The following is a 25,275-nucleotide window of genomic DNA, read 5'->3' as shown; positions in this document are numbered from 1 at the left end:
ACATCGGCCATGCAAACGGCGAGCAAACCCAGTGTCGGCGAAAAGGGCAGATTCTATCTGACCAAGCACATCTGGCTTCCCCAGCAGCCGCTGGAGGATTTCAACCTCAAGCTCTCGGACATGATCCTGCGGAACATGCCGAAGCTGCCGCTGGGCGGCGAGGATGCGATGAAGGTCTTCCCGGTCCTGGGCGCGCTCAAGAAGAGCCATGCCAAGATCAAGGCCGACCTGGAGTACCTGCTCAGCCATCATGAAGAAATCCCCGCCCTCCACGAGGTCCACCCGCGCGACCTCTACGTGCCGGGTCGCGCCTGGCGCACCTTCCTGCTGAAGCTGTGGGGCCACGACGTTCCGGAGAACGCCGCAGCGGTCCCGGACACGATGGCTGCGATCGCGCAAATCCCCGGCGTCCACACGGCGTTGTTCAGCATCCTCGCCGGCCGCGCCGAGATCGAGCCGCACCGGGGATCCGCCGCCGGCATCATCCGCTTCCACTACCCGCTGATCGTGCCGACCGAACCGGAGAAATGCTGGATCGAGATCGGCGGCCATCATTTCTTCTGGAAGGAAGGCGAGCCGCTGGTGTTCGACGACACGCGCGAGCATTGGGTCAAGAACCAGACCGACGAGACACGGGTCGTGCTGATCATCGACTTCAACGCGCCGATGCCGTTCCCGATGAATCTCTACACCGGCCTGCGCTACAATCTGGTCCGCCGCAGTGCCGAGATTAAGACCGCCATCGAACGCGCCGCGATCGGCGTCCCTCCGCGCACGGCACAAGCCGAACTGCCGAAAGCGGCGTAACTCCCGAGCGCGTCTCTCAAAAAATCCCGTCGTCCAGAGCGACGCCGCCCTTCGGGCAGCTCCGCTCCAGAGCGACGGGGCTTTTATTGCGTAGCTTCGACAGTCAGGCTGCGAGGCGGCCAGCGATCTTATCGAGCGATTCCAGGCCGTCGATCGGGCCCAGGGCGGCGAGCGTGAGATTGCCCTTCAGCAGGCGACGCGCGACGCGGCGCACGGCATCTTGGTCAACCGCCTCGATGCGCGACACGATCTCGGCGTAGGGAATGGTGCGGCCGTGGACGATCAGGTGGCGCGCCGCCTGCTCGCAGCGCGCACCGCTGGATTCGAGCGCCATCAGTGTACCGGCCTTGATCTGATTGCGGGCGCGCACCAGTTCCTGCTCGTTCAGCGTGTCGGCCACGGTGACGAACTCCTCGCACACCGCGGGCACCAGCTCCGCGAGATCGTCCTCGCCGGTGCCGGCATAGATGCCGAACAGGCCGCCATCAGCGTAGGCGGTGTTGAAGCAGTGGATGCCATAGACCAGCCCCCGCTCCTCGCGGATGCGCTGAAACAGGCGCGAAGACATGCCGCCGCCGAACAGGGTCGAGTAGATCGCCAGCGCGAAATAGTCCGGATCGCGGTAGCCGATACCCTCGCAGCCCAGCACCAGATGCGCCTGTTCGAGCACCCTCTGCTCGCGGCCGTCGCCACCGACATAGGCGAGCGGGACCGGCCGGTCGGCGTTGGCAGGCGTGCGCGGAACGGAACCGAAATGCTTCTCCGCGAGATCGACGATCTGGTCGTGCTCGACCCGGCCGGCCGCCGACAGGACCATGTTGGAGGCCGTATAGTGGCGCGCGAGGTAGGCGAAGAGATCGTCGCGACCGATCGCCTCGACCGAAGTCGAAGTACCGAGGACCGGCCGGCCGAGCGGCTGGCCCGGCAGCGCGGTCTCCTGGAACTGGTCGAAGATCAGGTCGTCGGGCGTGTCGAGCGCCTGGCCGATCTCCTGCAGGATGACGCCGCGCTCTCGCTGCAGCTCGTCGGGATCGAATACCGAGTTGCGCAGGATGTCCGACACCATCTCGATGCCCAGCGCCACATCTTCCTTCAGGACCGAGGCGTGATAGGCGGTGATTTCCCGCCCGGTGTAGGCGTTCAGGCTGCCGCCGACATTCTCGATCTCTTCGGCGATCGCGCGCGCGCTGCGGGTGCGCGTGCCCTTGAACGCCATGTGCTCAAGCATGTGGGCCATGCCGTTCAGTTCGGCGGCCTCGTGGCGCGTGCCGCAGGCGACCCAGATGCCGAGCGACGCCGATTCCACCTCGGGCATCGGGTCGACGGCAACGCGCAGGCCATTGCCCAGCGTCGTGACTTTGACATTGCTCACGTGCGCACCTTGTTCCTGGCCGCAGGCGCCGCGGCCATTTCCCGTCGTTCGTCGATCATGGATTTCAGGGCCGCGACGTCGTTCGGCATGCCGTCGGCGCGCTCGACCCGTTCCAGCAGATCGGCGAGCCGCGCCGGCAGATGCGGCCGTTGCCCGGTCGCCTTTTCCACCGCGTCGGGGAACTTGGCGGGATGCGCCGTCGCGAGGACGACCATGGGAATGGTTGGATCGCGGCGATGCTGCTGGGCCAGCGCATATCCCACGGCGGTATGCGGGTCGATCGTCTCGCCGAAGCGCGTCAGGCAATCCTTCATCGCGGCGAGCGTCCCGGCATCGTCCAGCCGGCCCGCGTCGAAGAGCTCACGGACGCCTGCCAGCACGTTGCCGCCGACCTTGAGCGTACCGGTACTGCGGAACGCCGTCATGGCGTCGGCCAGGGCGACACCGTCGCGTTCGTAGAGGTCGAACAGCAGGCGCTCGAAGTTGCTCGAGATCTGGATGTCCATGCTGGGGCTCAACGTCGGCACGACTTCGGAGGTCGTCATCGTGCCGCTCTCGAAGAAGCGCGCGAGGATGTCGTTACTGTTTGCGCCGACGACGAAGTGCGAGATCGGCAGGCCCATCTGTTTCGCGGCATAGCCCGCATAGACGTTGCCGAAATTGCCGCTGGGCACACTGAACGCCACGGGGCGCTCAGGAGCACCGAGTTTCAGCGCCGCCCAGAAATAGTAGACGATCTGCGCCATCACGCGGGCGAAGTTGATCGAGTTCACCGCCGTCAGCGCATGCCTGTCGCGGAACACGAGGTCGTTGAAGCAGGCCTTGGCGAGATCCTGGCAGTCGTCGAACGTGCCCTGAACGGCGATGTTGTGCACGTTGGGCGCCAGCACCGTCGTCATCTGCCGACGCTGGACCTCGCTCACGCGGCCATGCGGGAACAGCATGAAGATGTCGATGGTCTTGCGGTCGCGCACCGCCTCGATGGCGGCCGAACCGGTGTCGCCCGAGGTGGCGCCGACGATGGTCGCGTGCTGGCCGCGCGCCGTCAGCGTCTGGTCGAGCATGCGGCCGAGCAGCTGAAGCGCCACGTCCTTGAAGGCAAGCGTCGGGCCATGGAACAGCTCGAGCAGGTGCAGGCCCGAATCGCCCAGCGGCTTCAGCGGTGCGACCTCCGGCGTCTCGAACGAGGCATAGGCCTCGCCGATCAGGCGACGGAAGGTCGTGTCGTCGAACGTGTCGCCGACGAACGGCTTCATGATGCGGAAAGCGAGCTCGCTGTAGCTCAGCCCCTTCAGGGCCGCGATCTCGGCCTTGCTGAACTGTGGCCATTCGGCCGGCAGGTAGAGGCCGCCGTCACGGGCCAGGCCGGCCAGCATGATGTCTTCGAAGCCGAGCGGCGCAGGATTGCCCTGAGAGCCGTGGCGGGTGCTGATGTAACGCAAAGGATTCCTCCGGCTAGGCGACCTGCCGACAGGCCTCGTGGTCCTTGCGGACCCGCTTGGTGGAGGCCGGGAACTTGGCCAGCGCCCTCTCGGGACGGGTCGGACGCTTGACCAGATCGCCGCCGCAGTTCGGGCAATGGCCGCCCAGGCGGGTTTGTGCGCAGGCTGCGCAGAAGGTGCACTCGAAGGTGCAGATCAGGGCGTCGGACGCGCCGTTGGGCAGGTCCTTGTCGCAGCATTCGCAGTTCGGACGAAGGTCGAGCATGGGTCCCTCTTACGCCTGGAGGTAGCGGCTTTCCAGATGGGCTTTGAAGGCGCCGCCGCCGAGCGGCGCGCCGGTGGCCTCGACCAGGATTTCGTCGGTGGTCGCGATCGAGCCCTTGCCGTGCACATTGGTACGCAACCAGCCCAGCAGCGGAGCAAAATCGCCCTGCTCGATGGCGTCCATCAGGCCGGGGTGCGCGCAGCGGGCGGCGGCGAAGAGCTGAGCCGCGGCCAGCGCCCCCAGCGTATAGGTTGGGAAATAACCCCATCCGCCATCCGGCCAATGGATGTCCTGCAGGCAGCCCAAGGAGTCGTCGGGCGGCACGACACCGAGAAGCTCGCGCATCCCGTCGTTCCAGGCGCCCGGCAGGTCGGCCAGCGGGAGGTCGCCCGCCAGCATCGCCCGCTCCAGCCGGTAACGCAGCATGATGTGCAGCGGATAGGTGACCTCGTCGGCATCGACGCGGATGAACCCGGGCGCCACGCGCGTGTAGAGCCGGTGGATGTTCTCCTCGGTCCAGGCCGGCCCGTCCTTGGCGAAGGCGGCACGCATGCGCGGTGCAGCGAAGGCGAGAAAGGCGTCGCTGCGGCAGGCCTGCATCTCCATCAGCAGCGACTGGCTCTCGTGCAGGGTCATGCCGCGCGCATGGCCAACCGGCTGGCGGCGCCACGCCCGGGGCAGGCCCGCCTCATAGAGACCGTGACCGGTTTCGTGCAGCACCCCCATCAGGGAACGGGCGAAGTCGGCCTCGTCGTAGCGCGTGGTGATGCGCACATCGTCGGACGTTCCGCCGGTGAAGGGATGCGCCGACACGTCGAGCCTGCCGTGGTGGAAGTCGAAGCCGATCCGGCGGATCAGCTCCTCGCCCAGCCGACGTTGCGCCTCGACGGAGAATGGCCCCTCGAGCGGCAAGGGCTCGGGCCGGCTCCCCTGACGTTCGAGCACGCGCCCCAGCAGGTCCGGCAGGAAGCCGCGCAACTCGTCGAACAGCGCGTCGATGCGCGCCGAGCGGCCGCCGGGTTCGAACTCGTCGAGCAGCGCATCGTAGACCGAGGTGCCGAGCGCGGCGGCCTTGGCCTCGCCGACACGCCGCATGATGTTCAGCACCTCGGTGAGGCTCGGCAGCAGCGACTTGAAGTCGGCATTCTTGCGGGCCGAGCGCCAGACCAGCTCGCAGGCCGAGCAGGCCCGCGTGCGGGCCTCGACGAGGTCCGACGGCAGCGCGCTCTCGTGCACCCAGGACCGCCGCATTTCGCGCAGATTGGCGGCCTGCCAGGGATCGAGCGCAGCTCTGCCCTCCTCGGCACGCGCCAGCAGATCGGGCATTTCGGGCGCGGAAATGATCTCGTGGGCGATGACGCCGAGGGTCGCGAGCTGGTCGGCGCGGTCATCGGTGGCACCGTCCGGCATCATCGTCGAGCGGTCCCAGTTCAGGATCGCCGAGGCGCGGCCGAGCGCGCTCAGCCGCGCGAAGCGGCGCTCCAGCTCGGCATAGGGATCGTTGGCGATCATGGGGCCTTGCGCCGACCGTTGATCTCCAGCCGGCCATTCTCCCAGTGATAGGCGAGATAGACCCCGGCCAGCGCGAGAGCGATCAGGAACCAGGTGATGGCGTACTGGAGATGGTCGTTGGGAATATCAAGCCGCGTCTGGCCGCCCACCGGGATGCCGCCCGGATTGGGCGTGGCGTCGGACTCGAGGAAGAACGCGTCGAGCTTGGGGTCCGGCGGCGCACCCGCCATCTTGCGCATCAGCGGTACGTCGGCCTGAAACCAGACGTTCTTCTCCGGCACGTTCTCGGGCGCGAAGCGCGCCCTGATCTGGGAGCGGCGCACCAGGCCGGTGAGTTCGACCCGGCCCGACGGCTGCGCCGCGGCTTGTGTCGCAGCCGCACGGTCCGGGACCCAGCCGCGATCGAACAGAACGACGCGGCCGTCCTCAGTCTTCAGGGGCACGATGACCTGCAGACCGACCTTGTTCTTCAGGCTGCGCGCGGCCAGGAAGAATTCGTGGCCATGCTCGAAGGTGCCGGCGATCTTCACACGACCATATTCGTGGCGAAGTGGATCGCGGCTCAGCAGCTGGTCGAGCGTCATCGGCGCCGCCGCCTGGTTGGTGGCGATGCGATCGAGGATGTCACGCTTCCACTCGCGACGCTCCATCTGCCAGAAGCCGAGGCTCAGCGAGAGAACCAGGATGGGCAGCGAGACGAGCGTGGGCCAGAGAGCGGGCCTCAGCCGGATCATGGTGTCTCCTCTACTCGTCGAGTTCGCCTAATCATCGAGTTCAGTCGTGCGGTGGGCGAATTGCTGGGCGACCAGCAACGCCTTGAGGAAGCGCAGCATGCCGACGGCCAGTGCGAAGGTGAGCGGCAGCCAGATGACGACGTGCAGCCACCAGGGCGGCTCGTAGCGGAACTCCACCCAGAAGACGAGCATCATGATGATGGCGCCGAGCCCCAGGATGACGAACACCGCCGGCCCATCCCCCGCATCGTTGCCCCGCAGGTCGAGGCCGCATGAGTCGCAGCGATCCACGACGTTCAGCAGGCCGGCGAACAGCCGTCCCTTGCCGCAACGGGGGCAGGCGCCGCGCAACGCGACGTCGAGGGGAGATTGGCGGGGCCAGTCGGACAAAGGGGTGTCTCCCAAAGACGAACCGCCGGGGAGCACCCGGCGGTTCCAAGATAGCCTGTATGCCTGCGTCAGTGCAGGGCGATCGGTGCCTTGCCGGCGCCCCACCAGTAGATGCAGAAGAAGAGGAACAGCCACACCACGTCGACGAAGTGCCAGTACCAGGCAGCAGCCTCGAAGCCGAAATGCTGCTTGGGCTTGAACTGGCCCTTGGCGGCGCGGATCAGGCAGACGATCAGGAAGATCGTGCCGACCAGCACATGGAAGCCATGGAAGCCCGTCGCCATGAAGAAGGTCGACGTATAGATGTCCTGGCCGAACGTGAACGGCGCGTGCAGGTATTCGTAGGCCTGGACGCTCGTGAAGATCATGCCGAGGAGGACGGTGCACAGCAGGCCGCGGACGGCGTCCTTCTGGTTGCCCTCGATGATGGAGTGATGCGCCCAGGTCGCCGTGGTGCCCGACAGCAGCAGGATCAGGGTGTTCATCAGCGGCAGGTCGAACGGCGCGATGACGCTGATGCCCTTGGGCGGCCAGACGCCGCCGGTGGCTTCGGCACGGACCGGCATGTTCGGCGCGCCCGGATAGAGGGCCGCGTCGAAGAAGGCCCAGAAGAAGGCCGCGAAGAACAGCACTTCCGAGGCGATGAACAGGATCATGCCGTAGCGCAGGCCGAGCTGAACCACGGCCGTGTGATAGACGCGCGATTCTGCGATGACGTCGGACCACCACCAGTACATGACGCCCAGCACCAGCAGCAGCCCCGGGGCCAGCCCCCACCAGTGCACGGCCTTCATGACATTGCCGACGCCCTGGCCCAGCATGTCCGGATGCAGCGCAAAGCCGAAGCCGAACGCCAGCACCAGAGCCGCGAACGAACCCAGCGCCGGCCACGGGCTGGGATCGACCAGATGATAGGGATGCTTCGGAGTACCGCCGGCCATGTTCATCCACCCTTTCCGATATCGCTGCCGGGCAATCCGCCCAGCAAGGTCCTGGCCCGTTCCGTCTTCGCCTCGAAGAATGTGTACGAGAGCGTGATGGTCCGGATGTTGTCGTAGCGCCGATCCTTGTCCAACTCGGGATCGACGAAGAAAATGACGGGCATGTCGACGGACTGCCCGGGCAGCAACAACTGCTCCGTGAAGCAGAAGCACTGGAGCTTGTTGAACCAGCCGCCCGCCGTCTCGGGCGTAACGTTGTAGGTCGAGGTGCCGACGGCCGGCCGCTGCGAGAGGTTGGTCACCCGGTAATGGGCGAGATATTCCTCGCCCAACCTGATCGTCACCTCGCGCTGCAGCGGCTGGAACTTCCAGGGCAGCGACGTGTCGACATTGGAATCGAAGCGTATCTTGACCGTGCGGTCGAGGATCGGCCGGTCGCCGCTCTGGGCCACGATCGGCGTCCCGCCGAAGCCCGTGGTGCGGCAGAACAGGTCGTAGAGCGGCGCCGAGGCGTAGGCGAAACCACCCATGCCCGCCGTCACGAGGAAAAGGCGCCGTGCCAGCCGCTTGTTCTTGGCGGCGGTGTCGGGCGTGTCATCCGTCATCCGTAGCCTCCCATGCGCACGATCGTCAGGGCAAAGAACAGAACCACGAGCACCACCAGAAACCCCGCAATGAACAGGTTCTTGCCGCGCTGGCGGCGGTGCATGTCGGTATCACCCGGTCGACGGTCCTGTGCCATGGCCTGGCTCATCCCGCGATCCGGCTCACGACCAGATCGACCGGTAAGGCCGCGAACAGGGCGGCGAGATAGATCAGCGAGTAGCGGAACATCTTGCGCGCAGCCCGGTAGGCTGTGTCGTCGTCGGCCGTGCGCCAGACCGCGATCGCGTGCCCGATGAAGCCGAGGCTGAGCGCCAGCGCGACTGCGCCATAAAGCCAGCCGACGGCGCCCAGCAGCGTCGGCGCCAGCGCGACCGGCAACAGCAGCAGCGTGTAGATCAGCATCTGCCGCTTGGTCTCGCGCGGCCCCGCGACCACCGGCAGCATCGGCACGCCAGCCCGGCGATAATCGTCGCTGCGGTAGAGGGCGAGCGCCCAGAAATGCGGCGGTGTCCAGAGGAAGACCAGCAGGAAGAGCGCGATTCCCACGGCGGAGACGTCGCCGGTCGCCGCGGCCCAGCCGATCATCGGCGGAAAGGCTCCGGCCGCACCACCGATCACGATGTTCTGCGGCGTCCGGCGCTTCAGCCAGACCGTATAGATGAAGACGTAGAACAGGATCGCCGCCGTGAGCAGCGCCGCGGCCACGAGGTTCGTCGCCACCGCCATCAGCAGGACCGAGAAGATCGACAGCAACACGCCGAGGCCCAGTGCATCGTCCGGGGCGACGCGACCCGCCGGCAGCGGACGGTTGCGCGTACGCGCCATCAGCGCGTCGAGGTCGCGCTCGTACCACATGTTGATGGCGCCGGCCGCGCCCGAGCCCAGGGCGATGGCCAGGACGGCCAGCGCCGTCTTGAACGGGTGGACATGCACCGGCGCGATCAGCACGCCGATCCAGCCGGTGAACACCACCAGCGACATAACGCGCGGCTTCAGCAGGTCGATATAGTCCCGCACACGTGCCGGCGTGGCGGTCCCGTCGATGCTTCCCGTGAAAGTGTGCGCGGTGTCGCTCATGGGCCTTTCAAGGCGAAGGCGCCTTCTTGGGGCGCCTCCGCTCCGTTCCTAGTGGTTCGCCGTCGGCGAGATGTGCGGCAGGTCCTCGAACGTATGGAACGGCGGCGGCGAAGACACCGTCCATTCCAGCGTCGTGGCGCCCTCGCCCCAGTAGTTCGCACCGACCTTGCGGCCGAACATCAGCGTGCCGAAGACCACGAAGACCAGCCAGAACAGGGTCGCGCCGAACGACATGAACGCGCCGATCGAGGAGAGGTAGTTCCAGTGCGACATCGCATCGGGATAGTCGACGTAGTGGCGCGGCATACCCGCCAGTCCCGAGAAGTGCATCGGGAAGAAGGTCAGGTTCACGGCGACGAAGGTGACCCAGAAGTGGACCTGCGCCGCCCACTCCGGATACTGCCGGCCCGACATCTTGCCGATCCAGTAGTAGAAGCCGGCGAACATGCCGAACACCGCGCCGAGCGACAGCACATAGTGGAAGTGCGCGATCACGTAGTAGGTGTTGTGCAGCGAGTAGTCGACGCCGGCATTGGCCAGGACGACGCCCGTCACGCCGCCGACGGTGAACAGGAAGATGAAGCCGATCGCCCACAACATCGGGATGGTGAGGCGGATCGAGCCGCCCCACATGGTGGCGATCCACGAGAAGATCTTCACGCCCGTCGGGACCGCGATCACCATGGTCGCGGCCACAAAGTAGGCACGCGTGTCGACGTCGAGGCCGACTGTGTACATGTGGTGAGCCCACACGACGAAGCCGACGACGCCGATTGCGACCATGGCGTAGGCCATGCCGAGGTAGCCGAAGATTGGCTTCTTGGCGAAGGTCGAGATGATGTGGCTGATGATGCCGAAGGCCGGCAGGATCATGATGTAGACTTCGGGGTGACCGAAGAACCAGAACAGGTTCAGGAACAGGGTCGGATCACCGCCGCCCTCGGCCTTGAAGAACGAGGTGCCGAAGTTGCGGTCGGTCAGCAGCATCGTGATGGCACCGGCGAGGACCGGCAGCGCCAGCAGCAGCAGGAAGGCCGTGACCAGGACCGACCAGGCGAACAGCGGCATGCGGTGCAGCGTCATGCCCGGCGCGCGCATGTTCAGGATGGTCGTGATGAAATTGATGGCACCGAGGATCGACGAGGCGCCCGCGATGTGCAGCGAGAAAATCGCCAGATCCATGCCAGCGCCCTGGTTGAGCGTGAGCGGCGGATAGATCGTCCAGCCGGTGCCCACGCCACCGCCGATCAGGGCCGACGCCAACAGCAGGATGAAGGCCGGCGGCAGCAGCCAGAAGCTGATGTTGTTCATGCGCGGGAACGCCATGTCCGGCGCGCCGATCATGAGGGGCACGAACCAGTTGCCGAAGCCGCCGATCAGACCCGGCATGACCACGAAGAACACCATGATCAAGCCGTGCGCCGTCACGATCGTGTTCCAGAAATGGCCGTCCGGTGTGCCGTCGGGACCATTGAAGTACTGGACGCCCGGCTGCATCAGCTCGAGACGCATGTAGACGGAGAAGCCCGCCCCGATCAGCGCCGCCATGATCGAGAACACAAGGTACATCGTGCCGATGTCCTTGTGGTTGGTGCTGTACAGCCACCGCTTGATGCCGGTGGGAGTATGGTCGTCATGCCCGTGGGCGTTGTGGTCGTGGGCGGCGCCGTGCGCGGTGGCCATTCTTGATCTCCTGCGGAGAAGCGCTTAGCGGGTGGCGGGAGTGGCGGCGGCAGACGCGACGTCGGTCGCGGGCGCAAGCCCGGCGGCCTTCTTCTTGTCGGCAACCCATTTGTCGAAGTCGGCCTGCGAAACCACGCGGATGCCGATCGGCATGAAGCTGTGGTTCTGGCCGCAGATCTGCGAGCACTGACCGAAATACAGGCCCTCTTCCTTGACGCTGATCCAGCCCTCGTTGATGCGGCCCGGAATCACCGTCTTCTTGATGCCGAAGCCAGGAACGGTCCAGCCGTGCATGCTGCCGCCCTCGGCAGTGCCGACGATGCGCACAACGGTATTGACCGGGATCACCATCTCCTCGTCGACGGCGAGCAGGCGCGGCACCTGCGGCTTGGTCTTGGCACGATCAGCCTCGCTCAACATGCGGCTCTCGACCGTGAAATCACCCTGATCGGGGTAATTGTAAGACCAGTACCACTGGTGTCCGGTGACCTTGACCGTCAGCGCTGCCTCGCTCGCCTTGTCGCTGTAGTAGAGCAGGCGGAAGGACGGAATGGCGATCACCACGAGGATCAGGATCGGGATAATCGTCCAGGCGATCTCGAGGATCGTGTTATGGGTCACGGTCGTCGGCGTCGGGTTGCGACCGGCGTGGAAGCGCCAGACCGCGTAGATCAGCAGCAGCAGCACGAAGACGCAGATCAGGGTGATGATCACCAGCAGCAGGTCGTGCAGCGATTCCACCCGCTCCATGATCGGCGTGTAGGGCGGCGGAAAGTTCAGCTGCCAATCATGCGGCACGCCAATGACCTTCTGCGCCTGGGCCGGCGCAGCCATGCCGAATCCGGCCAGTGCCGCCAACAGTCCAACGACGCCCAATACGCGCTTAACGACCATGCATCCGTCCCCTCGGCGGTTCAGATCCGGCAGGTTTTCCGACCCGCAAAATCCCCCGCATTTCAAACGGGTTAGTACCAGATATAGCCGTGGGTGGTAACGGGTTTTCAGCCCCTGTCGGTATGTGGCGGCCGGTCGCAGCCGTGCCCGGAATTGGGAAAAGACGGGACCGAACGGCAGCCGATACCCCGGCGCCCCGCGAGGCTCCCCGCCCCGAAGTTGCCGCTTGTCTTTCGGAGTCCGGCCTATAAGGTCCCGCCGGCCGCGGCAAGACCGCGGAATCGCCTAAGGAAATCGTCATGCGGCTCGCCATTCTGACGCCCGTCCTTGCCGTCATTCTCATGTTCGCAGGAGCAGCCTCCGCCATGGATAAGGAAAATACCCTCTACATCGACCTCAAGGACGGCCGGGTCGTCATCGAGATGCGCCCTGACCTCGCCCCCAACCACGTTGCCCAGATCAAGAAGCTGGCGCACGAGGGCAAGTACGACGGCGTGGTGTTCCACCGCGTGATCGACGGCTTCATGGCCCAGACCGGCGATCCGACCGGCACCGGCACCGGCGGCATGGGCGAAACGCTCAAGGCCGAGTTCTCCAAGGAGCCGCATAGCCGCGGCGCGGTCTCGATGGCCCGCACCAACGACCCGAACAGCGCCCGCAGCCAGTTCTTCATCGTCCTCAAGGACTCGAACTTCCTCGACGGCCAGTACACCGTCTGGGGCAAGGTCACGTCCGGCATGGAATTCGTGGACAAGATCAAGAAGGGCGCGCCGGGCTCGGGTGCCGTGTCCGCGCCGCCGGACAAGATGATCAAGGTCCAGGTCGCGGCGGACGCGAAGAGCTAGGCTCCTCGCGCCCCGCTCGGTCGTCTATTTGGTAACGGTGTGGAAGGCCTTGGCAATGACCTGCCAACGGCCTTCTACTTTGAGAAGCGTCAGATAATCGGTGAAGTAACGCGGCGGGATCTGGCACTCGACCTTGGCGAAGGCCGTCGCCGGGCCGGAAAAGTCGATCGAAACGATGCGGTCGCGCCGCTCGCTGCCGCTTTCCTTGGCCGACTTTCGGCTCTCCACCATCTTGAACCAGTCGGCACGCGGCATGTCCGCGGCATTGCCATCGGGACCGGCACTGTAAAGGTGCGAGGCGGGATGGAACGCCTCGCCCAGCTTCTTCGTGTCGCCCTCGTACAGGCCGTCGAAATAGACCTGAAGCACCTTCTCGATCGCCGCGACGTCGGAATTCATCTCTTTTCTCCCTCGTTCAAATCGCGCCGTTGGGCGCCACCAGGATCTTGCCGTTGCGCCCGCCTTTGTCGGCATGCGCCAGCGCCTCCTTGATCTTCTCGATCGGATAGACCGTGTCCACTGGGGCGTAAAGCGTACCGGCCACGACCTGTGCCGCCAGCTCCGCATAGATGTCCCGAATCTTTGCGGCATCGCGTTTGGCAAGGCCGCGACCCAGCATGAACCCGGTCAGCTTGACGCCACGGTAGATCAGGTTGCTGCGCCCGACTCTGGGATCCTCGCCGCTCATCGATCCGTAATGCACGACGGTGCCCTCGGTCGCGACGCAGTCGACGATGCGCCCCGTGGCCGCGCCGCCGATCGCCTCGATCCCAAGGCGGATCGCGGCGTTGCCGGTCGCTCCGGCGACGCGCTCCGCAAGATCGTCACCGTCGACCAGCACGACATCGGCGCCCAGCGCTTTCAGCTCCTCTGCGAGCTCGCCCCGGCGCACGACATTGACGGTGCGCAGCCCACGCTGGTGCGCCTGCACGATCAGCAGCCGCCCGACCGCCGAATTCGCCACGTTCTGGATCACCCATTCGCCGGCCGCCAGATTGACGAAGTCCGACAGCATGAGCCGCGCCGTCGGCGGATTGATGCGCACCATCGCCGCCTGCCGCAGGTCGATGCCGGCCGGCAGCGGGATCGCGTCGTCGCCCTTTACCCGCCGCCTCTGCGTCCAGTTCTCGCGCTGGAGATTGATGACGAGATCGCCCGTCCTGACGTGCCGGACGGCCGATCCGACCGCGGAGACACGGCCGACGCATTCGGCGCCAGGCGTTGCGGGCAGCGGCGGCTTCAGCCTGTAGCTTCCCTTGCAGAACCACATGTCGGCGGGATTGATCGGGAAGGCCAGTACGTCGAAGACGACCTCGTCGGCGGCCGGCTCGCCCACGTCCGGAACCTCGGCGCAGCGCGCCACATCCCACGGAGTCCCGTACCGCTCGATCAGCACCTGCTTCATGCCGCGCCTCCTTCGCTCGTCACAGGCACTTTGTTGGCCCGTCGATTGCTTATATGGTGCTTTGACAGGGGGTGAAATGCCGGATGGCCGCCAAGGTATTCGATGAGATGAATTCGGGCACCGACGGCTCGGTCCGCGTGCCCTATCGCGGCGTCGCCGACTGGCTGGCCCGGACCTCACCCGAACGGTTGGAGGCGACACGAAGAGAGGTCGACCTCTTCTACCGGCGGCACGGCATCACGTTCGGCGCCTACGGCGCGGCCGAAGGGTCCGAGACGACGATTCCCTTCGACATCATCCCGCGCGTCATCGCGTATGACGAATGGCAGTTCCTGCACAAGGGCCTGTCGCAGCGTGTGCGCGCCCTCAACGCCTTCCTGAGCGACGCCTATGGCCAGCGCGAGATATGCCGCGCCGGCATCATCCCGGAAGAGCAGATTCTGATGAACGGCGAGTTCGTCGCCATGGCCCAGGGGCTGCAGCTCCCCGGCGGCGTGCATGCCCACATTGCCGGCATCGACCTCGTCCGGGTCGGCGAAAAGGACTTCTACGTCCTCGAAGACAATGTGCGCACGCCCTCCGGCGTGTCCTACGTTCTCGAGAATCGCGAAGTGATGATGCGGCTGGCGCCCGAACTGTTCGCCGCGATGAGCGTTCTGCCGGTCGCCGACTATTCCGAGGAACTGCTGGCGACGCTTCGCTCCGTCTCTTTCAGCGACGGCCACGAGCCCAATGTCGTGCTGCTGACGCCGGGACACTACAACAGCGCCTATTTCGAACACGCCTTCCTCGCCGACGAGATGGGCATCGAACTGGTCAAGGGCTCCGACCTGTTCGTCGACGAAAGCCGGGTCTACATGCGCACGCCGCGCGGTCCGCAGCGGGTCGATGTCATCTACCGCCGTGTCGACGATGCGTATCTCGACCCGCTGGCGATGCGTCCCGACTCCTTCCTCGGCGTCGCCGGCCTGCTCGGCGCCCTGCGTGCCGGTCGCGTCAACATCGTGAATGCACTGGGCAACGGCGTCGCCGACGACAAATCGACCTACACCTACGTGCCCGAGATGGTGCGCTTCTATCTCGGCGAGGAGCCGATCCTGCAGAACGTGCCGACCTGGCGCTGCGACCGGGCCGACGACTACAAGTACGTGCTCGAGCATCTCTCCGAGATCGTGGTGAAGGAAGTCCACGGATCCGGCGGCAAGGGCATGCTGGTCGGCCCGACCTCGAGCAAGGTCGAGATCGAGGAATTCGCGGCGCTCCTGAAGGCGCGGCCCGACAACTACATCGCCCAGCCGACGCTGGCGCTGTCGACCTGCCCCACCTTCGTGAGCCGGGGCGTGGCACCGCGCCATGTCGACCTGCGCCCCTTCGTGCTTTCGGGCAAGAAGATCACGATCGTGCCCGGCGGACTGACGCGCGTCGCCCTCAAGGAAGGCTCCCTGGTCGTCAATTCGAGCCAGGGCGGCGGCACCAAGGATACCTGGGTCCTCGCCCCGGACCAGGCGGACGACAGGTAGGCCCCCCGATGCTGAGCAGTACCGCCAAGAATCTCTACTGGATGGGCCGATACCTGCAGCGGGCGAAGTCGACCGCGCGGCTGATCGAGGCGACCCAGCGCATGGCGCTGCAGTCACGCGGCGAGGAGGCCGCCGGCGTCGCGGCGATCTTCGGCATGGAAGACGAGTTCCGCCAGAGCCAGGCCCAGGGCGAACGTCTCGCCAGCCTGATCGACTTCCTGGTGATCGACGAGAACAACCCCTCCTCCATCGTCAATTCAATCGATGCGGCGCGGCGCAACGCCAGGGAGGAACGCAACAATATCACGGTCGACGTCTGGGAGAGCCTGAACGCGCTGTGGCTGGAGCTCAGCGGCCGCCTGCGCGGTGACCGGGCCGCGCTCGATCGCGGGGCGCTGATCGAGTCGGTGAAGAAGCAGGCGGTGATGATCTTCGGCGCGGCACAGGTGACCCTGCTGCGCGACGAGGCCAACAACTTCCTGCAGCTCGGCGCCTTCCTCGAGCGCGCCGACAATACCGGCCGCATCCTCGACGTGAAGTTCCATCTGCTGCGGCCCGACGGCAATCCCAGCGCCGAGGGGCTCGACTATTTCGCCTGGTCGGAGCTCCTGGCCTGCGTCGGCGCCGTGCGCACCTACCGGCGCATCTACCGCAGCTCGCTCAACCCCATGAAGGTGGCGGAGCTGATGATGCTGCGGCGCGACGTGCCACGCTCGGTGCACCACTGTCTCTGGATGGTCGACCTCAACATGCGCGAGCTGGCAGATGCCTACGGCACGCGCGGCGAGGCGGACCGGCTGGCTGGCGAGCTGCATGCAAGGTTGCGCTACGCCCGCATCGACAAGGTGTTCGAGATCGGCCTCGCCAGGTTCCTGGGCGAGCTGCGCGGCGACATCGGTACCTTGTCGGACGAAATCGGCCGACAGTTCCTCCTGGATTGAGCTGACCCATGCGCTTCTCCGTCCACCACGCCACGCGCTTCCAATTCGACCAGCCGTCCGGACATTCGATCCACGACGTGCGCCTCACGCCCAAACCCGCGGCGGCGCAACGTATCGTGTCGTGGCACATCGACGGCCCCGGCAAGAAGTCGGAATGGAAGGACGGCCACGGCAACCAGGTGACGACCTTCTCGGTCGCCCGGCAGCACGACAACGTCGAGATCGTCGTGCAGGGCATCTACGAATACAGCGGCACCGACCAGTGGCTGCGCTATGTCGAGGAGCCGACCCTTCCGGCGCCCTTCTGGCTCCGCAACACGGGCCTCGCGCGGCACGATGCCAGCTTCGATCCGGTGATCGAGGGGCTGGCCGATCGCGCCGCGGATCCCACGAAGCGGGTCGCCACCCTGCATGAGCTGATGGAGCGGATTTCCGCGCGCGTGGCCTACAAAACGGGCGTCTCGACCGTCGACACCACGGCCGTCGAGGCACTGACCCGGGGCGCGGGTGTGGCGCAGGACGAGGCCCACATCTTCATCGCCTGCTGTCGCCGCCTCGGCGTGCCGGCGCGCTATGTCAGCGGCTATCTCCGCAACGACGATCCGGAACTGCATGTCGGCCGCACCAGCCATTCCTGGGCGGAGGCCTGGGTGCCGGGCCTGGAATGGGTGGGCTTCGATCCTGCCAACGGCATCAGCCCGCGCGGCGACAGCCTGCGCGTCGCCGTGGGCCTCGACTACCGCGACGCGGCGCCGGTCAGCGGACGCCGGGTCGGCTTCGGCGATGCGAAGATGACCGTCGACTGCTCTGTCCGCCTGATCGATTAGACGAGGGTCTTGCCGCGCCAGAGCGTGGCGAGCAGCACGACGACATGCCTCAGCTGGATGGCCGCGCCGATGGAGATGAGGATGACCGAAACGGTCAGGAGCGCGTGTTCGTAGCCTATCGTGTTCACGATGCGGTCCGGCAGGCTGATCATCGCCACCGCGATTTCGGCGAACAGGCCGAGGACGAGCTGGGCCACCCCATATTCGTGGCACGTCTCGTCGATATTCACCTGCCGTTCCTCGTCGGGACCGCCGGACACACCGAACCGCTTGCGGATGACCCCCCGCTCCTCCAGCGCCACCCCCCAGCCGATCATGATCAGGGCGATCGTGGAGGCGATGGTGACAGGCTCATGGGTATCGCTCTGCCGGTTCACGCTCTGCACGATGTCGACGATCGACAGCACCATCGGGAACAGGATCATTACGTCGACAGCCGCGATGAAGGCCGGTGAGATGAGGAGCCTCAACGGCACGAACAGGTACTTCATTTCGATCTCTTCACCCTCATTGCCCTAGCGCGAGTACGGCCCGCCCGACGATAAATACGGGTCGTCGCCTTGCGGAAACCCGGCGTCGCGACTAGCTTCGCGCCGCTCATAAAAATGCCTGAAGGAGGCATATTCGTCATGGCTTTCATCGCCGATCGTCTCAGCCGCATCAAGCCGTCTCCGACCAATGCCGCACAGGGCAAGTTCCTGGAGATGAAAGCGGCAGGCAAAGACGTGATCGGCCTGGCGGCCGGCGAGCCGGACATGCCGACGCCGGACCACATCAAGGAAGCGGCGATCCAGGCGATCCGCAACAACGACACCAAGTACACCGCGGTGCCTGGCACGCCGGCGCTGCGCCAGGCGATCGTCGCCAAGATGAAGCGCGACCATGGCCTCGACTACAAGCCGAGCCAGACCGTCGTCACCTCGGGCGGCAAGCAGATCATCTTCAACGCCATGCTGGCGACCTTGAACCCGGGCGACGAGGTCATCGTGCCGGCGCCGTACTGGGTCTCGTACCCCGAGATGGTGATGTTCGGCGACGGCACGCCCGTCATCGTCCAGTGCAGGGAAGAGAACGGCTTCAAGCTGACGCCGGAGGATCTCGACCGCGCTATCACGCCGAAGACCAAGTGGATCATCCTGAACTCGCCCAGCAACCCGACGGGTGCCGCCTACAGCAAGGCCGACCTCCGGGGCCTGTGCGACGTGCTGCTCAAGCATCCACACGTCTATGTCCTCACCGACGACATGTACGAGAAGCTCGTCTACGACGACTTCGAGTTCTTCACGCCGGCCCAGGTCGAACCGCGTCTGTACGATCGCACGCTGACCATGAACGGCGTGTCGAAGGCCTACAGCATGACCGGCTGGCGCATCGGCTATGCGGCCGGACCGCAGGACCTGATCAACGCGATGATCACGGTGCAGTCGCAGAGCACGTCCAACGCCAGCTCGATCAGCCAGGCTGCGGCCGTGGCCGCGCTCAACGGTCCGACCGACTTCATTCCGAAGAACGTCGCGATCTTCAAGCAGCGCCGCGACCTCATCGTGTCGATGCTGAACCAGAGCAACGGCATCAAGTGCCCGCGTCCCGAAGGCGCCTTCTACGTCTACCCGTCCTGTGCCGGCCTGATCGGCAAGAAAACGCCCGACGGCAAGGTGATCAAGGACGACACCGACTTCGTGAACTACCTGCTCGAGGCCGAGGGCCTTTCGGTGGTTCAGGGCTCGGCCTTCGGCCAGGGCCCCGCCTTCCGCATCTCCTACGCCACGGCGACAGAACTGCTCGAGGAAGCGGGCCGCCGGATTCAGCGCGCCTGCGCCTCGCTTTCGTAAGGATTGCTGACCTAAATCATCCCCGCCCGGCGTTTGACTCGTCTCGGCGGGGATGAAACGATTTTCATGACAAGTGGGCTTCGCTCCGGCTGATCGTTCGGAAGCGTAACGTCTATTCCGCGACGTCCGTCCGGAGCTTCTGCGCTTTCTGCGAAGAAGGAGGACGTTGTCATGGCCGAATTCAAGACGGAGACGATCACCGGCGGCAGACCAGGCAGCGGCGCGCATCGTGTGGTGGCGCTGTGCGGGCCGTATCTGTCGGGCAAGACCAGCCTGCTCGAAAGCATTCTCTACGCGACCGGCGCCATCGGCCGCCGCGGTTCGACTCGCGCCGGCACGTCCATCGGCGACGGTGCCGTCGAAGCGCGCAAGCGCAACATGGGCACCGAGATCAACGTGGCCTCGGTCGACTATCTCGGCGACCAGTGGACCTTCCTCGACGTACCGGGGTCGATCGAATTCCAGCACGACGCCTTCGCGGGCCTCGCGGTGTGCGATGCCGCCGTTCTGGTCTGCGAACCCTCCGTAGAGCGCGTGATGGCGCTGACACCGCTCCTCAAATTCATCGAGGACCGACACATCCCGCACGTCATCTTCGTCAACAAGATCGATTCGGCCGAGGTCCGCATCCGCGACCTCCTGTCGGCGCTGCAGTCGGTGTCGCGGCGCAAGCTCGTGCTGCGGCAGGTCCCTATTCGCCGCGCCGCCGCCGACGGCAGCGAAGAGACGGTGGGCTATGTCGATCTCGTGAGTGAGCGGGCCTATCGCTACCGCAGCAGCGGCGCGTCCGACCTGATCGAGATGCCGGCCGAGGTTCTGCCGCGAGAGGCCGAGGCGCGGCGCGACATGCTGGAGACGCTCTCGGAATTCGACGACGCGCTTTTGGAACAGCTCATCGAGGATATCGCGCCGGAGAAGTCGCTGATCTACCGCGATCTGCACGACGAATTCTGCACCGACCAGATCGTGCCGGTACTGCTCGGTGCCGGCGACCGTGAGAACGGCGTGCGGCGCCTGCTGAAGGCTCTGCGCCACGACACGCCCTTCGTCGCGGAAACGGCGCGGCGCCGCGCCCTGCCCGCGGGGGACGTTCCGACGGCCGAGTGCTTCAAGGTCCTGCACCAGAGCCATGCCGGAAAGCTCTCGCTGTGTCGCATCTGGTCCGGCACGCTCGGGGAAGGCCAGTCGGTCGGCGGACAGCGGATCGGCTCGATCCTGCGCCCGTTCGGACAGAGGCTCGACAAGATCGCCGGCGCCCGTGCCGGCGAGATCGTGGCCCTGGCCAAGGTCGAGCCGCTGTCATCCGGGCAGATCCTCAGCCCTTCTGGAATCGCCGCCTCGGCGGATTTCCCGGCGCCGGACGCTCCTGTGTTCGGCGTGGCCCTCTCGGCCCGCAACCGGAACGACGAGGTGAAACTCTCCGGCGCCCTCCAGAAGATCGTCGAGGAAGATCCGTCGCTCTCCTTCGAGCAGCGCGGCGAGACGCATGAGTTGCTGCTGCGGGGCCAGGGCGAGATGCATCTCAAGGTCGCCGTCGACAAGCTGGCCGGCCGCTACAACGTTGCCGTCGAGACGGCGACGCCGCGGGTCGCCTATCGCGAGACCATCCAGGCCGGCACGCAGCAGCACGCCCGCTACAAGCGCCAGACCGGCGGCCACGGCCAGTTCGCCGACCTCAAGGTCGAGATCAAGCCATTGCCCCGCGGGTCGGGATTCCGCTTCGTCGACCGGATCGTGGGCGGCGTGGTGCCGCGCAACTTCATCCCGGCGGTCGAGGAGGGTGTGCGCGAGTACCTGAAGGAGGGACCACTGGGACAGCCCGTGGTCGATCTCGAAGCGACGCTGTTCGATGGCCAGTACCATGCCGTCGACAGTTCCGAGATGTCGTTCAAGATGGCCGCGCGCATCGCGATGAGCGAGGCCATGCCCAAGTGCAGGCCGGTCCTGCTCGAGCCCATTCTCCGGGTCACGGTGGCCGGACCGGCCGACGCGACCCCGCGGCTGCAACGATTGATCTCGGGGCGCCGCGGCCAGCTTCTCGGCTACGACGCCCGGACGGACTGGCCGGGGTGGGACGAGGTGTCAGCCCTGATGCCGGAGGCGGAAATTGCCGACATGATCGTGGAGATCCGGTCGGTCACCCAGGGCATCGGCACCTTCCGTGCGGCGTTCGACCATCTGCAGGAACTGGCGGGCCGCACGGCCGAACGCATCGTCGAGGAGACCCGCAAGCGCCAGGCCGCATGAGCGGAGCTCCGCTCCTGTCACAAGGCAGTGAGGCCGGACCGGCGGCGCTTCTCCTCCGCGGTCCGGCCTTTCATATTCGCTTCGTGGAATGGTTCCACGGGAGCAATGTTCATGTTCAACAGACGGTCTCTGATGGTGGGCAGCCTGGCGACGGCCGCCGCATCGTCACTGACCCGCGTCGCCAGCGCCCAGTCTGGGCGCCCGACGCTGGTGTTCGTCGGCCACGAACTTTGAGGCGGCTGCAAGATCTGGCGTGCCCAGTCAGAGCCTGATTTCCTCAAGTCGGCCGCTTTCAAGAAGATGGACTATCAGGTCGTCCATCCGGCCAATGCGGACCTCGTGATGGTGGAACAAAGCTGGCCCGCGCCGGCACGACCCATCCGGGCTGCCTTCCTCGCCAGCGACGAGGGCAAGAAAAGTCCCAATGCGACGCCGCGCTTCATCCTGTTCCAGGACGGAAAGATCGTCCTCACCGTCACCGGCAACGGCGGCTGGAAGGACAAGATGTGGCCGACGATCCAGGACGTAACCGCCACCAAGGCGTAGTTCACTGCCGGACGGCGATACCGCATATTACCCTCGTGGGACCCGTCCACGAGGGGGAGACGTAGGTTGATGTTCAAGAGACGTAGCGTGGTCGCCGCCGGCCTGTCGCTGACGGCCGCGCCGATGTTGGCGCGAACCGCCGCCGCTCAGGGCGCCGCCAGGCCGATCCTGGTCTTTGCCGGCGACGAGACGTCCGAGCCCTGCAAGACCTGGCGGACCCAGTGGGAGCCTCTGTTCAGGCAGGCCCCGGTCTTCCAGAAAGTCGATTACCGCGTGGTGTTCACGAAGACACCGGCGCTCCTGCTGAAGCCCGCGAGCTGGCCCACGGACCTGCGCTGGGTGCTGGACGCCTTCCTGATGAGCCAGGTCGGAATCGAACAGGGCGCCGAGACGCCTCGATTCTTCCTCATTCAGGGAGGACAGATCACCTTCACCGCCGTTGGCAACAGTGCCTGGCGCGATGTCATGTGGCCGACCCTGCTGGATGTCACCCATGCGCAGCCTTAGGCCCGCCAGCGCGTCACGGAGCAGTGAGCAGGGTTGATTTGCCGGCCCATCGGCCGGGCGCCATCTAGAGGCAGAGCGTAACAGGAGTTGGATCATGCTGATCAAGCACACGCGAGGCTGGGAACTGCCGGAGTCCAAGGCGACACCGGAGAGCCACTATCTCAACCGGCGCGAGATGGTGCGGTCCATGGGACTAGCGGCAGGACTGGGCGCCGCATCCTTGGCGCTGCCCGGTGTGACGATGGCGCAAGACAAGTCGGCCGATCCGTCCGCCGGCCTCTATCCGGCCAAGCGCAACGACAAGTACGGCGTGCCGACACCAATGACGGCCGAGAAGCTGGCGACGACCTACAACAACTTCTACGAATTCGGCACCGACAAGAGCATCTGGCGGGACGCCCAGAAGCTCGACGTGCGTCCCTGGACCATCAAGGTCGGCGGCATGGTCGAGAAGCCCTTCGAGATCGGCATCGACGACCTGCTGGCCAGGGTGCAGCTCGAGGAGCGCGTCTACCGTCATCGCTGCGTCGAGACCTGGTCGATGATCGTGCCCTGGACCGGCTTCCCGGTGCGCTCGCTGGTCGAGGTCTGCAAGCCGCTGGGCAGCGCCAAGTTCATCGTCATGAAGACCTTGTCGAGGCCGTCGGTGATGCGCGAGCAGCGCGATCTTCTCTACCCGTGGCCCTACACCGAGGGTCTTGCCATGGACGAGGCGATGAACGACCTGGCCTTCATCGCGACCGGTCTCTACGGCAAGCCCATGCCCAAGCAGAATGGCGCGCCGCTGCGTCTCGTGGCGCCGTGGAAGTACGGCTTCAAGAACGTGAAGTCGATCGTCAGCGTCGAGTTCACCGACACGAAGCCCAAGACGTTCTGGGAGGGGCTGCAATCCAGCGAGTATGGCTTCTGGGCCAACGTCAACCCGGAGGTCGCCCATCCGCGCTGGAGCCAGGCCACCGAGAAGCCGCTGGGCAGCGACCAGCGCATCCCGACCCTGCTCTATAACGGCTACGCCGAATTCGTGGCCGGCCTGTACGCCAACCGCAAGGCGGAAAAGCTGTTCATGTAGCCTACCCTCCTTTGCCTCGTCGCGCCGGGCCGCTAAAACGGACCCCGGCCGAACGAGGCCTCGGGAGGAAACGTGAAGCTCAACCGTCGTACGACCCTGGCGGGCGCCGCCGCACTGGCCGCAGGTTCGCTGTCCAGGGCTGCCTTCGCCCAGGCCTATCCCAACAAGCCAATCAAGATCGTCGTACCCTTCGCGGCCGGCAGCGCCACCGACCTGACAGCGCGCGGCCTCGGCGCCAAGCTGCAGGAGATCCTGAAGCAGCCGGTCGTGATCGAGAACAAGCCGGGCGCCAGCGGGCAGCTGGGCGCTTCCGCCGTCGCGACGGCGCCGGCCGATGGCTACACGCTTATGATGGGCACGAACACGACGAACGCCGCCAACGGCGCACTGTTCAAAAAGCTGAGCTACGACATCGACAAGGACTTCGCGCCGATCATGCGCTGCGTGATGGGCGTCAATGCGCTGGTCGTGAACAACGAGCTGCCGGTGAAGACGACCGCCGAGCTGGTGGACGACGCGAAGAAGAATCCCGGCAAGCTCAACTATGCCGAAGCCAGCGCCTCCCAACGCCTCTCGGGCGAGATGTTCAACAAGCTGGCGGGCGTGAAGATGGAACGGGTGCCTTACAAGGCCAGCCCGCAGGCGCTCGGCGACGTAGCCTCGGGCCAGGTCCAGGTGATGTTCCCCGACCTGCCGCAGGCGCTGACGCAGATCGAAGCCGGCCGCGTGCGCGGCCTCGCGACCACGGGCCCAAAGCGCACGACGGTCACCCCCAATCTGCCGGCGATCGCGGAAGCCGTGCCGGGCTATTCGCTGGTCTACTGGCTGGCCGTCTTCGCGCCGGCGGCGACGCCGAAGGACGTCCAGAAGGTCCTGGCCGACGCGATCGCCGAGGCGCTGAAGGATCCGGCCACCGCCAAGGCCATGACGCAGGGCCGCATGGAGATCGCCCCGCTCGCCCTCGACGAATTCGCGGCTTACGTGAGGAGCGAGACGGCCTGGTGGACCAAGGAGATCAAGGCCGCCGGCATCGAGCCGGAGTGAGCGCCATGAACAAGGTCATCATCGAGAAGAACGGTCCGGTCAAAACCATCTGGATGAACCGGCCGGAGAAGCGCAACGCGCTCGACAGCGAGCTGATGCGCGAGATGATCGAGGCGTTGCAGGCGCCGATCGCGGCCGACGACCGTGTCGTGGTGATTCGCGGCAAGGGCGACGTGTTCTGCGCCGGCCTCGACATGGCGGAGCGACGCGAGACCATCGGCGGCGGCAGTGCCAGCGGCATCGAGGTGATGCTGCGCGCGGTCGAACTTTGCCCGCTGCCCGTCGTCGCCGTCGTCCACGGCGATGCGATCGCCGGCGGCAACGAGCTGGCGCTTCATTGCGATATCGTCGTGGCGAGCCAGAAGGCGCGGTTCGGCATGTCACTGGCCCAGGTCGGCCTCGCGCCCAACTGGTTCCTGGCCAAGAAGCTGATGGAAGTGCTGGGGCCGGTCACGACCCGCGAGATGCTGCTACTGGGCGATCCCCTGCCGTCGACCAAGCTTCATGCGCTGGGCCTGATCGCCCGCTGCGCGCCGGCCGACCAGCTCGAGGCCGAGGCCTCGAAGGTCGTCGACCGGCTGGCGGCCAATGCGCCCCTGTCGCTCAAGGCGATGAAGGCGCTCACGGTGAAACAGCTCGAGTTCCGCGACGGCATCGAGCACGACGATGTCGACGCGCTCGTGCAGGCCGCGATGAAGAGCCAGGACGCGCAGGAAGGCATGAAAGCGCGGCTGGAAAAGCGCACCGCGAAGTTCCAGGGGCGCTAGGC

28 protein-coding genes are annotated in these 25,275 nt (G+C 65.8%); 13 read left to right on the top strand and 15 right to left on the bottom strand.

The features are described from left to right. Nucleotides 1-9: 9 nt before the first annotated feature. Nucleotides 10-807, top strand: a complete 798-nt coding sequence (locus ACT6UX_RS22510; protein ID WP_444777389.1) for an aspartyl/asparaginyl beta-hydroxylase domain-containing protein — start codon at nucleotides 10-12, stop codon at nucleotides 805-807. A gap of 103 nt (nucleotides 808-910) precedes the next feature. Here ACT6UX_RS22510 and ACT6UX_RS22505 read toward each other — a convergent pair whose 3' ends face one another. The 12 genes from ACT6UX_RS22505 to coxB all read right to left on the bottom strand — a co-directional run bounded on the left by ACT6UX_RS22505 (nucleotide 911) and on the right by coxB (nucleotide 11,723). Then, entirely contained in the window at nucleotides 911-2,179 is a 1,269-nt protein-coding gene (locus ACT6UX_RS22505; protein ID WP_444777388.1) for a M16 family metallopeptidase, read from the bottom strand. Then, nucleotides 2,176-3,621, bottom strand: a complete 1,446-nt coding sequence (thrC, locus tag ACT6UX_RS22500) for a threonine synthase (protein WP_444777387.1) — start codon at nucleotides 3,619-3,621, stop codon at nucleotides 2,176-2,178. Before thrC ends, ACT6UX_RS22505 begins: the two co-directional genes overlap by 4 nt. A 13-nt stretch (nucleotides 3,622-3,634) precedes the next feature. Then, nucleotides 3,635-3,886, bottom strand: coding sequence for a DUF1272 domain-containing protein (locus ACT6UX_RS22495; RefSeq protein ID WP_444777386.1), 252 nt, complete (start codon nucleotides 3,884-3,886; stop codon nucleotides 3,635-3,637). Nucleotides 3,887-3,895: 9 nt separating this feature from the next. Further along, nucleotides 3,896-5,398: a carboxypeptidase M32 gene (locus ACT6UX_RS22490; protein ID WP_444777385.1), complete on the bottom strand. Its 1,503-nt coding sequence runs from the start codon at nucleotides 5,396-5,398 to the stop codon at nucleotides 3,896-3,898. After that, on the bottom strand, nucleotides 5,395-6,132 hold the full coding sequence (locus ACT6UX_RS22485) for an SURF1 family protein (protein WP_444777384.1): 738 nt from the start codon (nucleotides 6,130-6,132) through the stop codon (nucleotides 5,395-5,397). Before ACT6UX_RS22485 ends, ACT6UX_RS22490 begins: the two co-directional genes overlap by 4 nt. Before the next feature lie 27 nt (nucleotides 6,133-6,159). After that, nucleotides 6,160-6,522 (bottom strand): DUF983 domain-containing protein, encoded by a 363-nt coding sequence (locus ACT6UX_RS22480; RefSeq protein ID WP_444777383.1) that lies wholly within the window; start codon nucleotides 6,520-6,522, stop codon nucleotides 6,160-6,162. A 68-nt stretch (nucleotides 6,523-6,590) separates the two neighbouring features. Then, on the bottom strand, nucleotides 6,591-7,463 hold the full coding sequence (locus ACT6UX_RS22475; RefSeq protein WP_444777382.1) for a cytochrome c oxidase subunit 3: 873 nt from the start codon (nucleotides 7,461-7,463) through the stop codon (nucleotides 6,591-6,593). Nucleotides 7,464-7,465: 2 nt separating this feature from the next. After that, on the bottom strand, nucleotides 7,466-8,068 hold the full coding sequence (locus ACT6UX_RS22470; RefSeq protein ID WP_444777381.1) for a cytochrome c oxidase assembly protein: 603 nt from the start codon (nucleotides 8,066-8,068) through the stop codon (nucleotides 7,466-7,468). Continuing rightward, nucleotides 8,065-8,205, bottom strand: coding sequence for a hypothetical protein (locus tag ACT6UX_RS22465; RefSeq protein WP_422011789.1), 141 nt, complete (start codon nucleotides 8,203-8,205; stop codon nucleotides 8,065-8,067). Before ACT6UX_RS22465 ends, ACT6UX_RS22470 begins: the two co-directional genes overlap by 4 nt. 8 nt (nucleotides 8,206-8,213) lie before the next feature. After that, the gene (locus ACT6UX_RS22460; protein ID WP_444777380.1) at nucleotides 8,214-9,146 is read right to left on the bottom strand and encodes a heme o synthase; all 933 of its coding nucleotides are present in this window, start codon (nucleotides 9,144-9,146) and stop codon (nucleotides 8,214-8,216) included. 48 nt (nucleotides 9,147-9,194) lie between these two features. Further along, nucleotides 9,195-10,829: a cytochrome c oxidase subunit I gene (gene ctaD / locus ACT6UX_RS22455; RefSeq protein ID WP_444777379.1), complete on the bottom strand. Its 1,635-nt coding sequence runs from the start codon at nucleotides 10,827-10,829 to the stop codon at nucleotides 9,195-9,197. A gap of 24 nt (nucleotides 10,830-10,853) precedes the next feature. Then, a complete protein-coding gene (gene coxB, locus ACT6UX_RS22450; protein ID WP_444777378.1) occupies nucleotides 10,854-11,723 on the bottom strand; it encodes a cytochrome c oxidase subunit II in 870 nt (289 codons plus the stop codon). A 299-nt stretch (nucleotides 11,724-12,022) separates the two neighbouring features. Between coxB and ACT6UX_RS22445 the strand changes: the two genes are divergently transcribed. Then, nucleotides 12,023-12,568 carry a peptidylprolyl isomerase gene (locus tag ACT6UX_RS22445; RefSeq protein ID WP_444777377.1) on the top strand — a complete coding sequence of 182 codons (546 nt, stop codon included), beginning with the start codon at nucleotides 12,023-12,025 and terminating at the stop codon, nucleotides 12,566-12,568. A gap of 24 nt (nucleotides 12,569-12,592) precedes the next feature. On the opposite strand, the gene ACT6UX_RS22440 is transcribed toward ACT6UX_RS22445, so the two are convergent. Together ACT6UX_RS22440 and ACT6UX_RS22435 are read right to left on the bottom strand one after the other, a co-directional pair. Further along, nucleotides 12,593-12,967: a nuclear transport factor 2 family protein gene (locus ACT6UX_RS22440; protein WP_444777376.1), complete on the bottom strand. Its 375-nt coding sequence runs from the start codon at nucleotides 12,965-12,967 to the stop codon at nucleotides 12,593-12,595. Nucleotides 12,968-12,983: 16 nt separating this feature from the next. Then, nucleotides 12,984-13,973 (bottom strand): zinc-dependent alcohol dehydrogenase family protein, encoded by a 990-nt coding sequence (locus ACT6UX_RS22435; protein WP_444777375.1) that lies wholly within the window; start codon nucleotides 13,971-13,973, stop codon nucleotides 12,984-12,986. Between the two features lie 83 nt (nucleotides 13,974-14,056). Here ACT6UX_RS22435 and ACT6UX_RS22430 point away from each other — a divergent pair, with 83 nt between their 5' ends. From ACT6UX_RS22430 to ACT6UX_RS22420, 3 genes are read left to right on the top strand one after another with little or no spacing between them, the layout of a single operon-like run. Then, entirely contained in the window at nucleotides 14,057-15,493 is a 1,437-nt protein-coding gene (locus tag ACT6UX_RS22430) for a circularly permuted type 2 ATP-grasp protein (protein WP_444777374.1), read from the top strand. A gap of 8 nt (nucleotides 15,494-15,501) precedes the next feature. Beyond that, a complete protein-coding gene (locus ACT6UX_RS22425) occupies nucleotides 15,502-16,434 on the top strand; it encodes an alpha-E domain-containing protein (RefSeq protein WP_444777373.1) in 933 nt (310 codons plus the stop codon). Nucleotides 16,435-16,442: 8 nt separating this feature from the next. After that, nucleotides 16,443-17,261: a transglutaminase family protein gene (locus ACT6UX_RS22420; protein WP_444777372.1), complete on the top strand. Its 819-nt coding sequence runs from the start codon at nucleotides 16,443-16,445 to the stop codon at nucleotides 17,259-17,261. Here ACT6UX_RS22420 and ACT6UX_RS22415 read toward each other — a convergent pair. Then, a complete protein-coding gene (locus ACT6UX_RS22415; protein ID WP_444777371.1) occupies nucleotides 17,258-17,752 on the bottom strand; it encodes a hypothetical protein in 495 nt (164 codons plus the stop codon). The two genes, ACT6UX_RS22420 and ACT6UX_RS22415, sit on opposite strands and share 4 nt — an antisense overlap. A gap of 138 nt (nucleotides 17,753-17,890) precedes the next feature. On the opposite strand from ACT6UX_RS22415, the gene ACT6UX_RS22410 reads away from it, so the two are divergent. The 8 genes from ACT6UX_RS22410 (at nucleotide 17,891) to ACT6UX_RS22375 (ending at nucleotide 25,273) form a co-directional block, all read left to right on the top strand. After that, the gene (locus ACT6UX_RS22410) at nucleotides 17,891-19,093 is read left to right on the top strand and encodes a pyridoxal phosphate-dependent aminotransferase (protein ID WP_444777370.1); all 1,203 of its coding nucleotides are present in this window, start codon (nucleotides 17,891-17,893) and stop codon (nucleotides 19,091-19,093) included. A gap of 171 nt (nucleotides 19,094-19,264) precedes the next feature. After that, the gene (locus ACT6UX_RS22405; protein WP_444777369.1) at nucleotides 19,265-21,340 is read left to right on the top strand and encodes an elongation factor G; all 2,076 of its coding nucleotides are present in this window, start codon (nucleotides 19,265-19,267) and stop codon (nucleotides 21,338-21,340) included. Between the two features lie 111 nt (nucleotides 21,341-21,451). Beyond that, complete coding sequence (locus tag ACT6UX_RS22400) at nucleotides 21,452-21,574, top strand: hypothetical protein (protein ID WP_444777368.1); 123 nt, start codon at nucleotides 21,452-21,454, stop codon at nucleotides 21,572-21,574. A gap of 66 nt (nucleotides 21,575-21,640) precedes the next feature. Beyond that, nucleotides 21,641-21,886 carry a hypothetical protein gene (locus tag ACT6UX_RS22395; RefSeq protein ID WP_444777367.1) on the top strand — a complete coding sequence of 82 codons (246 nt, stop codon included), beginning with the start codon at nucleotides 21,641-21,643 and terminating at the stop codon, nucleotides 21,884-21,886. Between the two features lie 69 nt (nucleotides 21,887-21,955). Beyond that, a complete protein-coding gene (locus tag ACT6UX_RS22390; RefSeq protein WP_444777366.1) occupies nucleotides 21,956-22,393 on the top strand; it encodes a hypothetical protein in 438 nt (145 codons plus the stop codon). A 94-nt stretch (nucleotides 22,394-22,487) separates the two neighbouring features. Beyond that, a complete protein-coding gene (gene msrP / locus ACT6UX_RS22385) occupies nucleotides 22,488-23,462 on the top strand; it encodes a protein-methionine-sulfoxide reductase catalytic subunit MsrP (protein ID WP_444777365.1) in 975 nt (324 codons plus the stop codon). 72 nt (nucleotides 23,463-23,534) lie between these two features. Beyond that, nucleotides 23,535-24,506, top strand: coding sequence for a Bug family tripartite tricarboxylate transporter substrate binding protein (locus tag ACT6UX_RS22380; protein ID WP_444777364.1), 972 nt, complete (start codon nucleotides 23,535-23,537; stop codon nucleotides 24,504-24,506). Between the two features lie 5 nt (nucleotides 24,507-24,511). Further along, complete coding sequence (locus tag ACT6UX_RS22375; protein WP_444777363.1) at nucleotides 24,512-25,273, top strand: enoyl-CoA hydratase/isomerase family protein; 762 nt, start codon at nucleotides 24,512-24,514, stop codon at nucleotides 25,271-25,273. Nucleotides 25,274-25,275: the final 2 nt, after the last annotated feature.

This window comes from Reyranella sp. (assembly GCF_052439685.1).
In the GTDB taxonomy this organism is placed as follows: Bacteria; Pseudomonadota; Alphaproteobacteria; order Reyranellales; family Reyranellaceae; genus Reyranella.
Note: the sequence above shows the minus strand (reverse complement) of the source record. Positions and strands in the feature narration are given on the sequence as shown.

Bases quoted from the DNA above. Each gene is read 5' to 3' on its own strand.
- ACT6UX_RS22510 (WP_444777389.1), top strand. From the start codon at position 10: ATGCAAACGGCGAGCAAACCCAGTGTCGGCGAAAAGGGCAGATTCTAT.
- ACT6UX_RS22495 (WP_444777386.1), bottom strand. From the start codon at position 3,886: ATGCTCGACCTTCGTCCGAACTGCGAATGCTGCGACAAGGACCTGCCC.
- ACT6UX_RS22490 (WP_444777385.1), bottom strand. From the start codon at position 5,398: ATGATCGCCAACGATCCCTATGCCGAGCTGGAGCGCCGCTTCGCGCGG.
- ACT6UX_RS22485 (WP_444777384.1), bottom strand. From the start codon at position 6,132: ATGATCCGGCTGAGGCCCGCTCTCTGGCCCACGCTCGTCTCGCTGCCC.
- ACT6UX_RS22475 (WP_444777382.1), bottom strand. From the start codon at position 7,463: ATGGCCGGCGGTACTCCGAAGCATCCCTATCATCTGGTCGATCCCAGC.
- ACT6UX_RS22470 (WP_444777381.1), bottom strand. From the start codon at position 8,068: ATGACGGATGACACGCCCGACACCGCCGCCAAGAACAAGCGGCTGGCA.
- ACT6UX_RS22465 (WP_422011789.1), bottom strand. From the start codon at position 8,205: ATGGCACAGGACCGTCGACCGGGTGATACCGACATGCACCGCCGCCAG.
- ACT6UX_RS22460 (WP_444777380.1), bottom strand. From the start codon at position 9,146: ATGAGCGACACCGCGCACACTTTCACGGGAAGCATCGACGGGACCGCC.
- ctaD (WP_444777379.1), bottom strand. From the start codon at position 10,829: ATGGCCACCGCGCACGGCGCCGCCCACGACCACAACGCCCACGGGCAT.
- coxB (WP_444777378.1), bottom strand. From the start codon at position 11,723: ATGGTCGTTAAGCGCGTATTGGGCGTCGTTGGACTGTTGGCGGCACTG.
- ACT6UX_RS22445 (WP_444777377.1), top strand. From the start codon at position 12,023: ATGCGGCTCGCCATTCTGACGCCCGTCCTTGCCGTCATTCTCATGTTC.
- ACT6UX_RS22440 (WP_444777376.1), bottom strand. From the start codon at position 12,967: ATGAATTCCGACGTCGCGGCGATCGAGAAGGTGCTTCAGGTCTATTTC.
- ACT6UX_RS22435 (WP_444777375.1), bottom strand. From the start codon at position 13,973: ATGAAGCAGGTGCTGATCGAGCGGTACGGGACTCCGTGGGATGTGGCG.
- ACT6UX_RS22430 (WP_444777374.1), top strand. From the start codon at position 14,057: ATGGCCGCCAAGGTATTCGATGAGATGAATTCGGGCACCGACGGCTCG.
- ACT6UX_RS22425 (WP_444777373.1), top strand. From the start codon at position 15,502: ATGCTGAGCAGTACCGCCAAGAATCTCTACTGGATGGGCCGATACCTG.
- ACT6UX_RS22420 (WP_444777372.1), top strand. From the start codon at position 16,443: ATGCGCTTCTCCGTCCACCACGCCACGCGCTTCCAATTCGACCAGCCG.
- ACT6UX_RS22415 (WP_444777371.1), bottom strand. From the start codon at position 17,752: ATGAAGTACCTGTTCGTGCCGTTGAGGCTCCTCATCTCACCGGCCTTC.
- ACT6UX_RS22410 (WP_444777370.1), top strand. From the start codon at position 17,891: ATGGCTTTCATCGCCGATCGTCTCAGCCGCATCAAGCCGTCTCCGACC.
- ACT6UX_RS22405 (WP_444777369.1), top strand. From the start codon at position 19,265: ATGGCCGAATTCAAGACGGAGACGATCACCGGCGGCAGACCAGGCAGC.
- ACT6UX_RS22400 (WP_444777368.1), top strand. From the start codon at position 21,452: ATGTTCAACAGACGGTCTCTGATGGTGGGCAGCCTGGCGACGGCCGCC.
- ACT6UX_RS22395 (WP_444777367.1), top strand. From the start codon at position 21,641: ATGGACTATCAGGTCGTCCATCCGGCCAATGCGGACCTCGTGATGGTG.
- ACT6UX_RS22390 (WP_444777366.1), top strand. From the start codon at position 21,956: ATGTTCAAGAGACGTAGCGTGGTCGCCGCCGGCCTGTCGCTGACGGCC.
- msrP (WP_444777365.1), top strand. From the start codon at position 22,488: ATGCTGATCAAGCACACGCGAGGCTGGGAACTGCCGGAGTCCAAGGCG.
- ACT6UX_RS22375 (WP_444777363.1), top strand. From the start codon at position 24,512: ATGAACAAGGTCATCATCGAGAAGAACGGTCCGGTCAAAACCATCTGG.